This is a genomic window from Prevotella sp. oral taxon 317 str. F0108 (assembly GCF_000162415.1).
Classification (GTDB): domain Bacteria; phylum Bacteroidota; class Bacteroidia; order Bacteroidales; family Bacteroidaceae; genus Prevotella; species Prevotella conceptionensis.
In genome coordinates this window covers 289,822-301,817 of sequence record NZ_GG740074.1, presented here as the reverse complement: position 1 = coordinate 301,817, position 11,996 = coordinate 289,822, and the positions used below count along the sequence as shown (strand labels likewise).

At 46.0% G+C, this 11,996-nt stretch carries 7 protein-coding genes; 2 read left to right on the top strand and 5 right to left on the bottom strand.

Annotation, left to right across the window (positions count from 1 at the left end):
• Positions 1 to 548 precede the first annotated feature (548 nt).
• Positions 549 to 2,873 (top strand): ATPase, encoded by a 2,325-nt coding sequence (locus tag HMPREF0670_RS10565; RefSeq protein ID WP_009231147.1) that lies wholly within the window; start codon positions 549 to 551, stop codon positions 2,871 to 2,873.
• A 5-nt stretch (positions 2,874 to 2,878) separates the two neighbouring features.
• Entirely contained in the window at positions 2,879 to 3,109 is a 231-nt protein-coding gene (locus HMPREF0670_RS10560; protein WP_009231146.1) for a hypothetical protein, read from the top strand.
• A gap of 373 nt (positions 3,110 to 3,482) precedes the next feature.
• On the opposite strand, the gene HMPREF0670_RS10555 is transcribed toward HMPREF0670_RS10560, so the two are convergent.
• Genes HMPREF0670_RS10555 through HMPREF0670_RS10535 form a run of 5 tightly spaced genes read right to left on the bottom strand, consistent with a single transcriptional unit; the run spans position 3,483 to position 11,654 of the window.
• On the bottom strand, positions 3,483 to 4,544 hold the full coding sequence (locus tag HMPREF0670_RS10555) for a BACON domain-containing protein (RefSeq protein ID WP_009231145.1): 1,062 nt from the start codon (positions 4,542 to 4,544) through the stop codon (positions 3,483 to 3,485).
• A gap of 6 nt (positions 4,545 to 4,550) precedes the next feature.
• Positions 4,551 to 5,819: a DUF4302 domain-containing protein gene (locus tag HMPREF0670_RS10550; RefSeq protein WP_009231144.1), complete on the bottom strand. Its 1,269-nt coding sequence runs from the start codon at positions 5,817 to 5,819 to the stop codon at positions 4,551 to 4,553.
• A 17-nt stretch (positions 5,820 to 5,836) separates the two neighbouring features.
• Complete coding sequence (locus tag HMPREF0670_RS10545) at positions 5,837 to 6,721, bottom strand: putative zinc-binding metallopeptidase (RefSeq protein ID WP_009231143.1); 885 nt, start codon at positions 6,719 to 6,721, stop codon at positions 5,837 to 5,839.
• 18 nt (positions 6,722 to 6,739) lie between these two features.
• Positions 6,740 to 8,308: a RagB/SusD family nutrient uptake outer membrane protein gene (locus HMPREF0670_RS10540; protein ID WP_009231142.1), complete on the bottom strand. Its 1,569-nt coding sequence runs from the start codon at positions 8,306 to 8,308 to the stop codon at positions 6,740 to 6,742.
• Positions 8,309 to 8,327: 19 nt separating this feature from the next.
• Positions 8,328 to 11,654 (bottom strand): SusC/RagA family TonB-linked outer membrane protein, encoded by a 3,327-nt coding sequence (locus HMPREF0670_RS10535; RefSeq protein ID WP_009231141.1) that lies wholly within the window; start codon positions 11,652 to 11,654, stop codon positions 8,328 to 8,330.
• Between the last annotated feature and the right edge of the window lie 342 nt (positions 11,655 to 11,996).

The window sequence follows — 11,996 nt, the reverse complement described above, 5'->3', positions numbered from 1 at the left end:
TAATTTAATTGCTTGCCAAGCCCATATTAGGCATGTTTAGTTTAAGGATTGAGCTGTTACAATACTACGTTCCCCAGGTTTCTTACTAGCCGTTCCTCTACTGCTTGCAATAATGCCCATACGCAGCTTTACACTGCAACGCGCTCCTTGTGATGAGGGATGAGATAGGAAACATGTGCCATTGACAGTCTGTTTTCAACTTGTAGGGCATGCACTGAATACCCTCCAACAGCTTACTTTTCAAGACATAATCGAATTTTACTCCAGAAAAAGGGATTGGTCTTCAAATTTTATTGTAAATTTGTCCAGTACTTTGTATATAAAAGGAGTGTTTGTCTTGGCTTTACTGCACAAAGATAATAAACTCCTCTCAATTTATAGAGATATTAAAAGTCAAGACGACTTCATATACTTTTTATCAGAAAATAAAGGGTTTGTGCCATAAAAATACTATCTTTGTATTATACTTCTTTGAGAATATTCTTACACTATAATTAATTATAGATTTGGAATTCTTAGTTGGTATTTATAGAATAATATTTTGACATATGGAACCTGTTTACATTGACATTCATATTCATACATCATCCAACCCAGACGATCTTAATGTGGATTATGACGTTAAAACTCTTTTCAGAAAGGTAAGAAGTAAAGCCCAAGGACAAAGTGTTTTGCTTTCGTTTACTGACCATAATGTGATAAATAAGAAAGCATATATTGCTGCACTTGATGAGTGTAGTACAGATATACACTTAATTCTTGGCGTAGAATTACATATTCATTATGTTCCAGAAACAGAGGCATATCATTGCCATATGTTTTTCAAAAATGAGGTAACGGAACAGTCAATAGACGATATAAATGGTATATTAAAAAGACTTTATCCTCAAAAGACAGTTGAAAAGAAGGATACTTCTATTCCAACTCTTGATAAGGTTATCAATGAGTTTGACAACTATGATTTTGTTCTACTTCCTCATGGAGGGCAATCTCATGCGACTTTTAATAAGGCTATACCATCAACAAAAAAGTTTGATACTATGATGGAGCGTAGCGTTTATTACAATCAGTTCGATGGCTTTACAGCAAGAAGTGAATCTAAACGAGATGAGACAGATAAATACTTTCAAAGACTTGGTATTAGTGATTTTGTAAATCTTGTAACGTGTTCAGACAATTATGATCCAGATAGATACCCTGATGCTAAAGCCAAGGATGCAGAACCTTTCATTCCAACTTGGATGTTTTCTCAACCCACTTTTGAAGGATTCAGATTATCTTTGTCTGAGAAATCTCGTTTAATATATAGCCAAACTAAACCAGAATCATGGTCTGAGAAAATTGAAAGCGTTAAATATAAAAATGAGCTTCTTGATATAGATGTACAATTTAGTTCAGGACTCAATGTTGTTATTGGAGGCTCATCAAGCGGTAAAACACTTTTGGTTGATTCTATATGGAGGAAGCTGTCCAAGAAATCTTTTGAAAATTCCGATTATAAAGATTTTGATGTTGAAAATGTCAATGTAGTTAATCCTTCGGAGATGACTCCTCACTACTTAGGACAGAATTATATTATGAAAGTTATAGGAAATGATTCTGAGCAAGGTATTGAAGATATCGAAATCATTAAAAGCCTGTTTCCTGACAATAGAGAAATTTCAGCCCAAGTAGGAAATAGCCTTGCTACATTAAAAAAAGACTTAACAGAACTAATCCGCACGGTAGAAGATATTGAATCTATAGAACATAAGATGAGAGCGACTCCACAAGTAGGCAGATTACTTGTTTTAAAGCCCACTAGACAAAACATTATTTCCATCCTGCTACCCCAATCAAATGAACGTAATTCTATTTCCTATGAGAATAGTAAGAAAACTAGTCATATATCCACATTATTAGAAATAAAAACGCTTTTACGGAATAATCCTTTTGTGGCTAATTATAATACAACTATAGATGAATTGATCAAAGTATTACAGACTGTGTATAAATATAGTGAAGTTGAAAATGGTGTTTTTACAACTATTGACAATGCCAATAGCACATATGCAAGTATTCTTCGAGCAGAAAGCCTGGAAGATCAAACTAAAACACAGCAATTCAATGAATTGATAAAGCAAATAAGTGATTATATTTATTTAAATAGAAAATTCAAGAAATACTTACATGCAATAGCGTCCTATCAAGTTGAGTTTGAAACAAGAGAAATAAAATCCTCGGGACATTCTCTATTTATAAAAAATCAATATAAAATTAACAAGAATATTGTTCTTGATGTCTTTAATAATAAATTGAAAACAACTTGTAAAATTGATACTTTTAATAATATTTCACCAGAGAAATTATACCAAAAGAATTTTAGTGGGCAAAAACCGAAAGTAGCAGACTATCAAGACTTCATAAATAGAGTATATAAAGATTTTGAGAATATGAACAAGACCGTTTATAGTATTATAACTGAAGAGGGAAAAGATTTCAGTCGTCTTAGTGCGGGATGGAAAACTTCAGTACTATTAGATCTTATTCTTGGATATGATAAAGATATAGCTCCCATTATTATTGATCAGCCAGAAGATAATCTTGCAACTAAATATATTAATGATGGTTTAGTGAATGCTATTAAGAAGGTAAAAAACACGAAACAGATAATTCTTGTTTCTCATAATGCAACAATTCCTATGATGGGAGATGCCCAACAAATTATTTATTGTGAAAATAAAAATGGAGTGATAGTAATTCGTTCATCACCGCTTGAAGGGGAAATCGGAGAAAAATCAGTTCTTGATTTAATTGCTTCAATAACGGATGGTGGAAAACCATCAATAAAGAAACGAGTAAAAAAATATAACTTAAAGAAATTTACAAAGTAGAGCATATGAAATTGTTTTTTAAAAAGGACGAAATTGGAAATATTACTGTCCAAATACAGAAAGGTACTACTGTTATAGATTATGACTATATTGAAATGTTAAAACAACTTATTGAAAAGAATGAAATAGAATGTAACTGGGGAAATATAGAGGATTTCGAACAACAAAAATTTAGAGAATTGCTTGATAAAATCAAAGGTGCTGTTGATGAAGGGTTGAATAAACCTTTAGAATAGCTTTTGCATGATTTGTAATACAAAAAGACTGCCTTATATACTTCGTCCTCCCTTTTTTTTTCTGCGGAAGGGTTTATCAGCACCATGCTACGTACGTGTTGCCTTCTTCTAACAACAATTTTCCAAGAGCAATTCTGTTTGACTATAAATGTCGTGATTACTTCATTACGTTTTACGCTTGTTGCTAATTTCAGTACACTTTTAAGTTTTCCTTTAACCCTTGTTGTAATGCCCAAATAAAGAGGGCCGATAACGCCATATCGACCCTCTTTGCATAGGTTAAAGAAATTTAAAAAAGTTTTTTCGGGCGGCTTAAAGAAACGTTGCTAGGCGGCGTTTCGCCACAACAAGTGGCGTTGTGTGCCGCGGCTTACTATTTGCGTTTAAACAGGAAAGCGTCGTTTCCGTAAAGCAGGTAGCTCTTGTAAGTTTTGTTTTCAAAAACCTTTGACGAGAATCTGCCTAATACGAAGGCGGGCTCCGTACCGAAATGTAAGAATGTTCCCTCCAACGAACTGACTTTGGCGGGTAGCTCTGCACTATAACCGAACTGGCCAGAAATGGTGACGTTGGGGCTTACAGACAATTGCCCGTCCATCGGACCTACAATCGTGGCAACATAATCGTTTTCGAACATACCTGCAAATTGTCCGCCAGCAATAGACAGCGTGCCCTCCTTGCCCGAGAAAGTAACGGGAAATGCAAAGGGATTGGCCGTGAAGGTGAGCATCAGTTTCTTGTCTTCCTTGTGCAATTTCACCGCGTAAACGCGTTTAACGGGCTTGCGATTCTCGTCTGTTTCGGTAAGTTGCAGATAATACTCGCCTAGCACGTCGCGATCCAGGTCTATTTGCATAACGCTGATGGTGTCTTTACCCATCGTGGTTTCAACTACAAATTGGCCCGTGCGCACGTGTCCTTCGTTGTTCTCGGTGGTGATGATGGTCACCTCGCCCTTCTCGTAAGTTGTGGTTAACCAGCTGTCTAGCGATTTGATGTTGATGCCGAACGTGCTTTTAACCTTATATGTAAGGGTGTCGGCTTTGTCGCCCAAGACTAGCTGTTCGGGCAAGTCGATTTGCGTAACGGGGCCTTGCTGGTCGATGGCAACGATGGTTGAGTCGCCGTCGGCCGATTTAATGACCACCGTTGTGTGTCTCGATTGCATTTCTTTGTTCACATCGGCCGTCACGGTTACAAGTTTCCCCTTTGTTTCTGCCTTAGCCCAGGGTGCTTGCGCATAGGCTTTCGTGGCATCTACGTTCACAAAGATGCTGTCTGTGCCGCCCAACGCGTCGAAAGATGTGTTTGCCGACACCACTTTCAGCGTGTGCTGACTTACCTCGTTGGTTATGTCGTCGTTGCCACAGGCTGCCAATAGGCAGAGAAGGGCACAGGCAATTATCGTGGTGAATTTAACTTTCTTCATTTTCATTTGTCCTTAGTCGTTATTAATCTTGGTCATACCCTTAATCATTAATATCTGGGCACTGCCGTTTACCAGTACGGTGGTCGACTCTCCCACTTTCTTCGAACCGTTATATTCGATGATAATCATCGAGTCGAGGTCGAGGTAGCCCGCAAGAGTGGATGTGAAGGTGAGGAAGACGCCTGGCTTGTTGAAGTCTTTGTTTACTACAAAGCCCAGAAATGCGTACCTGAATATCTGGCCCGTATCTCCGGCATCCCACGAGCACATCCAGTGTTCGTGCTTGTTTGGGTCGGTGTATATCTTTTCCGGACTCCATGTTAGCGTTCCTGTTTTCTTGTCGTAGACGAACGTGAGCTTGAAGTCGGGCGACAAACCTTCTAGCCAATAGGTCTTTTCGTCGCCTGCGGGAACCATCTTCACCTTTATCGATGCATTCTTGTATTCAAAGTTATACGTGCCCGCATAGTCGGCATATCGCATATAGTCGGTGGTAAACACCATGTCACCAGTGCCTGTGTCGCTGCCCGTGAAGGTGAGTTTGTCGATGTCGTAAGCGAAGTGTTGCACCTGCTTTCCGCCAACCGTTACTGGGGCTTGCAGTTCGATGCCGTTCTCGGTGTAGCAGAAGGGTACGTAAACCACGCTGTCTTTGAAAGTGAACCTGGCACGTCTAGCCGAGGAGAGGTACAGCTTGGTGGTGTCGTTGCCTGCAATGTACTTATAGTTAAACTTCACATTGTCGGCCACATCTTTCATTTTCCCGATGTGGTCCTTCCAGTTTACGTTGTCGTTCAGGCGCGTCATCACCATCTTGTTGTGGAACTTCTTGCCCTCGATGAAGATGGAGTCGTTGGTTACGCGCTGAATGATAAACTCGTAGTCTTGTCCCTTTCCGTCGTCGTCTCTTAGTGAGGGGTTAGCCAGGCTGTGGAAAATCTCGTTGTACGTGTTGACGGTGAGCACTGGCCCCATGTCTTTCTTGATGTCGTAACTCGACGTGGCTACCTTGTCTGCGTCGGTCAGTTCGCTCGCCACGGTTACTTTTCCGTCCTTGAACTTCATCAGATATGTGTATCCGCCGCCAGAGTAGCGCGGCTCGGTCCAAAGGTTGAGCTTCCATCCGTTGGGTGCCGACTCCAACACTTGCTTGTAATTCTCCACGGCTTTGTCGAGCCTTTGTGCGGCAGGCTCGTCAAACACCTCGTTATCGTCGTGCAGACACGCGGCGAGCAGCATTGTTGCCACAAGTGCCTGCATGCAAATCAATATCTTTTTCATAAGCTACGTTCCTTTTTTTAGTTTAGTTGGTTCAAGTCCAGGTGGCCAATCTCCGATGCTCTGCGAAGCACAATGCTGCGCAATTGGTCGATGTCCAGTTTCCACGAGTCTCTCATGTACGCCCTAATCAAGTCTAGTTTGGCTTGTATGTATGGCGCACCGGTAGTTCCTGCCGTGTTCATCATCTTTTCCCAGTCGGCCGGCGAAGTGGTAACATATACGGAAAGCATCTCTGCAAAGTCTTCTATGGGTTCGCTCATGGCGTAAGGCGTTACGAAACCCTTTTTGTTTGCTGCCGCTTTGCGTATGAGATACCAGTCGCCGCTTACGTAATTTCCCTCGGATATGTGTTGGAAATTCTCATCGTAGGGTATCTTCTGGTTCAAGATGTGCGTAAACTCGTGGTGCATGGTGTGGAAGTAGTACTCGTTGACGGTGGCATAATCGGTGAGCATCTTGTCGGTTAGGTTGTTCACCATGTAGAGTGTTATCACCAATCCGCCTTCGGCCGTGCCGAGAATCATCGTGCCTTGTCCGCTGTTGTATGCGGGCGAGCCAATCAGGTGGATAATTCGGGGTACGTTGGCCTTGACGAAGTTTGGCCCCACACACTCTGCATAGGCATCGAACCAGAGGTATTTGGCGATGATGGCCAGCTTGGCCGACTTGGCCGAATCGGCCGGAACGAGATGATATTTCATGTCGCTATATATGTCCTCCATCTTGTATTTCACGTCGATGTTGTAGGGATAGGTATAGTTAGCGAGCAACCACTTGTCGAAATTGTCGCGATGTACGGTTTTTCCCCCAAAGATGCTGTCGCTCGATGGATTGTCTTCCGAGCAAGAATTGAAGCCCAACGACAATATTGCCGCCAAGGCAAATAAGCAAATCTTCTTCATATTCTACGCGTTTTTGTTTTACTTGTTTCTGGGATTTGCCGTAAGTCCGGCTGTTATAACGTCTTGTGGCAGCTGTATTGCACGGCGTAGGTCGTTTACGGTAAGCGAGTCTTTAACGTCTGTTACGCTGCTGCTTGCGTTTAGCGTGCGGCGGTAAATAACTATTCCGTAGCGTTTAACGTCTTGCAGTCGCCAGCCTTCGCCCAGGGTCATGATGCGTCTAAGGTGCAAGATGGCGTGCAGCAGGGGTTCTTGCGTGGTGGGCTCGATGCTGAAAGCGGTGTTGAATTTCTTTTTGGGCGTTGGTGCAGTTGGCGTGTAATAGCCTATTCCGTTGTAGAAATTCTTGATGCCTTCCAGCGTAACGCTCAATGCGCCGCTCGAGTAGGCCTTCACTTCGGTGTTCAAATCCGCTACCGCTGCATCGTAGTTGCCCAGCATGGCGTTGGCTTCGGCGCGCACAAGCAGGGTGAGGTCGGTTGTAAGCACGGCGTAGGCCGAGTGCGCATACCCTATTCCTGCCTGCACATCGGTGTATTCGAAGGCGTAAGGAACCTTGTTGATGAAGTACTTCGACAGGCTGTTGTTGCTCCAGACGGTGTAGCCGAAGTTGCTGCTGCGTCCCCACGGACCTTGCGATTGCAGGTCTTCTTTTTCTGAAATGAGCTGCCCGTGCGCATACTTGTTGCCCATGCGGTAAGGGCCTAGGAGGGCACCTGCCTGCGAATGAACCGTCTGTAACAACAGGTTGGCTTGGCTGGATACGCTCACATAGGCATTCGGAGCTATCTGTCCGTTCACCGAAAGGGCGTTGAACGCCTTCCAATCGCGTAATTTCGAAGAGGCGTCTGCGCCCAATACGCGTGTGGCATAGGCCACGGCCTTGGCGTATTTTTGGTAATATAGGTTGAAAAGTGCCGCGAAGGCATAGGCTGCATTGCGGGTGAAGTGGTACTTGGGACGTGCATAGTTGTCGGTTACCAGTGGCAGTCCCTCTTCAATGTCGCGGTTTATCTGCTCGTAAAAGGCTGCCAGTGTGCCGCGTTCGTACTTGGTTCCAACCGTCGTTTCGGGGCGTGTGGGGTAGGGCAGTCCCATGTTTTTGCTGGCCGTCGTTGGGTCGTAGGCCATGCAAAAGGTGTTGGCAAGGGTTAGTGCAGCGTATGCGCGGCACAGCAATGCTTCGCCTTTCGAGGGCATCAGGTCGCTGTTGTTGCCCTGCTGTTCTATCGTTTGGAGGGCCGTGTTGGCCGTAGACATGGCCATGTACAGGCTGTTCCAGAGTTCTTGCGGCGATTCAGACTCTTGTGTCTCGGTGATGTCGCTCCACGAGTAGGCTTGGTCGTAAAATCGGCCGTCGCTTCCCCAGCCCGTTACGTCGAACTCGTCGGCATTGTCCGAATACAGTTCTGCCAGATAGGCAGGGTTGTGGTCGGGGTAGGCCGAAACGAGGTATTTCTGTATTTTCTCTTTATTGTTCAGCTCCATGCGGTTGTCGGGCAGCTTGTCGAGAAACTTGTCGCACGAGGTGATGCCCAATGTTGTTGCGGCCAACAACACATATATGTAGATGTTTCGCTTATTCATAACTTATTCTTTTATTTGTTTATAAACCGAATTTGAGGGTCATTGTAAACTGGCGTGGTACGGGGGCAGCCACACCTCCTGCGTTAACAAACTCTGGGTCTTGGCCGTTCAACTTCTTGTCTGCATAGATGAGGAACAGGTTTGTGGCTTGGAGTTTCAGCGAGAGATTGGTGAAGGGCGTCGACCTAAGCATTGCTTTGGGGAAATCGTAGCCCAGCGAAATCTCTTTCATGCGTACGAAGTCGCCTTTTGCCGTGCGGTTGCTCGTGTAGTTATAGGCGTTGTAGGCTATGCGGAGGTTTCTGTCCGAGGCAAAGCTGCGGTAGGGCAGTATGGTAGGAACCGAGGTGGTCTTTTCGTCGCCGGCTTGCATCCAGCGGTTCTTAAACTCCTTGGTCATCGAGGTGAGGTCGTTGTATTGTGCGCTGAAGATGCGGTCTAGGCGCACATAGCTGCCGAACGAGTAGGTAAGGAATACGTTCAGTCGCCAGTTCTTCCACTTGATTTCGTTGCCTAACGACCCCGTTATCGTAGGTTCCGTAGGCCCTTCGTAAACCAGGTAGCCGTTGCTGTTGCGGTTTTGGAAGTCGAGGTCGGTAGAGGTAAGCTCGCCTTTCTCGTTGAGATAGGTGGGTATGCCCTTATCGGTTAGCCCCTGGAAAGGCATCGAGAAGATGGCGCGATGCGGATAACCCTCCATCGTAAAGCCGCTGCTAGCCTCGCCGTTCACAAGGTCGATGGTGCGGGCTTGGCTCATCAGCGAGGTTACCTCTGTTGTTACGTGCGAAAATATCACGTTGGTAACCCATGTTAGGTTGTTGTTCTTGATGTTTGTTGTTTGCACCGAGAGCTCTTGGCCTTGCGACTTCATCGTAGCGGTGTTGGCATACCTAATCACTTGTCCGCCTACGCCCTGTGTGGCTATGGGACCGATGAGGTCGAAGTTGTTGCGCCAGAAGAGGTCGAACGTTACGTTGATGCGGTTGTTGAGGAAACCCAATTCCGAACCGATGTTGAATTCGTGTTTCTTCTCGTACGTTAGTTGGGCGTTTTCCAGCTCGCTGGTCATGATACCCGACTCCTTGTCGGTTCCCACAATCCTGTACGGCGTGTACGATTTGAGTATCTGGGTGGAATTGGTGTAGGTTGCCGGGCCTGGGTCGGCCGTAAGCGAGTAAGAGGCGCGCACCATGGCATGCGTCAGTGCATTGTTGAACGTGTTTTTAAACCACGGCTCTTCGCTGGCGTTCCAACTTCCCGACACGTTCCATGTGGGCAACCAACGTGCGCTTCGGCTCCGTCCTAGGCGGTTTGTGCCTTCGTAGCGGTAGGTACCCGTAAGGTTGTAGCGTTGCTTATACGAGTAGGTGCCCGTTGCAAAGAAGGCCGCCGTGCGGTTGTGGGTGTTGTTGAGCGAGTAGTAAACGGCGTTGTCGTCTATGTTCTTCTTAAAGAACTGGTAGACGTAGAAGGGTATTTCGCCCCCGTCGTACTGCATGCCAACGCCGTTGAAGTACGTGCGCCTGCGGTCTACGTTAGAAACGTCGATGCCGCCCAGCACGTTCACGGCGTGCGCGTTGTCGAACGTGTGGTTGTAATTGGCCGTGGCGCGCACGTCCCAGCTCACCTTCTGCAAGTCGGTCTTTTGGTAGAAACCGCCGTTAGGCAGCACCGTTATCGGCAATGCGTAGGCGTTTGTGGGGTCTGTGTACAGGTAGTTGTTGGCATCGCGTATCAGCGCGTTGTCCATAGCCCTGTAAGCTAGGGCTTGGTTGGCGTACTCGGTAATCTGGTGCTCTTGTGTAGAGGTGTCGTATTGCACGGCGCCGATGATGGCCAATCGCAAGTCGTCGATGGGCTTGTAGGCCAGCTCGGCTTGGAATTTCGTGTTCAGCACGTTCATGTCTATCTTGTTGTTCTCCAGCTCTTTCAAGATGTTGAAGGGTGCATAGTTGGCATGGTAGTACGTGTTGGGGTCGAGCGCGCGCGACGTGTTCAATGCGTACGAGTAGGGGTTGATGTCGAAATCGCGCTTCACTTGTCCGCTTATCACGTCCACATCCTGCCCCAGCGTGCCCGGTGCCTGCTGTTTGCGGTACGAAACCGAGGCCAGCAGCGTGAGCGAGAGATTGTCGAGCAGGTGATGGGTGGCGTTTACGTTGGCCGTGTAACGCCTCACGGCAGAAGTCTTGTACCAGCCTGGGTCGGCCATGAACGACATCGACACGTAATAGTTGGACTTGCCCGTGCCGCCGCTCAGACTTACCGAGTGGTTTTGCATGAGTGCGCTCGAGAATAGCTGCTTAAACCAGTTGGTGTTGCGCATTTCGGCACTGTACAAGTAGGCGTCGCGGGCCTCTTGGGTGTTCTCCAAGAAGAATTGGCCCGTCTTGGGGTTGTAGGTGTTAATCAGTTCGTACATCTTTCCGTAAACGCCATAGTCGCTGCCGTTAAGCACGCTCGAGAGGTTGAGCCAGCCCTTGTATTGCATTTCCCGATAGATGCCCATCTGCTCTTGCGAGTTTAGGATGTTGAACTGGCTGTAAGATGGCACCAAGCGCGAGGTGAACTCGCCCGTATAGTTGACGTGTGCCTGCCCCGAACGGCCTTTCTTGGTGGTGACGACGATAACGCCGCTCATGGCGCGCGCACCGTATATGGACGTTGCCGAGCCGTCTTTCAGTATCTGAAAGCTCTCGATGTCGTCTGAGTTAAGGCCGGCAATGGCCGAAGAGATAAGCGTTTCGGCATCTCCCGACGACAGCGCATCGGCACTAATGTCGGTAATGTCTTCCTGCACAACGCCGTCAACAACCCACAATGGCTTTGAGTTTCCATAGATAGAGGTGGCTCCGCGCACGTGTATCTTAGGTGCTGTGCCGAACGTTCCCGACACGTTTTGTACGCTCACGCCTGCCGAACGGCCTTCCAGCGAGCGGCTAATGTCTGCCATGCCGCTTATCAAGGCATCGTTGGCCTTAATCTTGTCGGCCGCACCGGTAAACATTCGGCGGTCCATGTTCGACACGCCCGTTACCACAACCTCGGTCAAAGTCTCGTTGTTTGGCGACAACGTGATTTTCATTGTGGGCTTGGGGCTTAGCGTTTGGGGGCGCATGCCGATGTAACTTGCAACAATCTTCTTGCCTTTTGGCACCGATAGGGTGAAGTTACCGTTTTGGTCTGTCACGGCACCTGTTTTCGAACCCTCCACAATGACGGACGCTCCAATGATGGGTTCGTTGTCTTCCGACGAGATAACTGTTCCGGAAACTTGTGTTTGCGCCATCGCTATCCCTGCGCTTAAGAATAGCGAGACTAGAAACATCATTAGTCTTTTTTCCATAAATTCTCTCAATTAATTAATAATTCATACAACAAGTATATTTAGCAATCTTAATAGTTAATGAACTGGAAGCAAACGATAGGTCTATTCCTTAATGCCGATGGTGGTATTGTATGCAACGCTTTTTTGCTTTCTTAATCGTTTTTTCTTGTTGCAATGGGTGCTCAATCGCCGTCAGGTTGGCCTGTGTGATGGGGCGATGGCACCACTATGTCTGAATGCCTTTGTGTTGGCAAAAGTAACGAATTGTTGTTAAATCGCCAAATTTAATTACAAATTTATTGAGAACATGGGTTGTTTTGTTTGTTTATGTCGTTTTTATACTATTTTATGTTTGTGTTT

Excerpts from the sequence above, each read along its gene's own strand:
- HMPREF0670_RS10565 (WP_009231147.1), top strand. The coding sequence starts at position 549 with ATGGAACCTGTTTACATTGACATTCATATTCATACATCATCCAACCCA.
- HMPREF0670_RS10560 (WP_009231146.1), top strand. The coding sequence starts at position 2,879 with ATGAAATTGTTTTTTAAAAAGGACGAAATTGGAAATATTACTGTCCAA.
- HMPREF0670_RS10555 (WP_009231145.1), bottom strand. The coding sequence starts at position 4,544 with ATGAAAATGAAGAAAGTTAAATTCACCACGATAATTGCCTGTGCCCTT.
- HMPREF0670_RS10550 (WP_009231144.1), bottom strand. The coding sequence starts at position 5,819 with ATGAAAAAGATATTGATTTGCATGCAGGCACTTGTGGCAACAATGCTG.
- HMPREF0670_RS10545 (WP_009231143.1), bottom strand. The coding sequence starts at position 6,721 with ATGAAGAAGATTTGCTTATTTGCCTTGGCGGCAATATTGTCGTTGGGC.
- HMPREF0670_RS10540 (WP_009231142.1), bottom strand. The coding sequence starts at position 8,308 with ATGAATAAGCGAAACATCTACATATATGTGTTGTTGGCCGCAACAACA.
- HMPREF0670_RS10535 (WP_009231141.1), bottom strand. The coding sequence starts at position 11,654 with ATGGAAAAAAGACTAATGATGTTTCTAGTCTCGCTATTCTTAAGCGCA.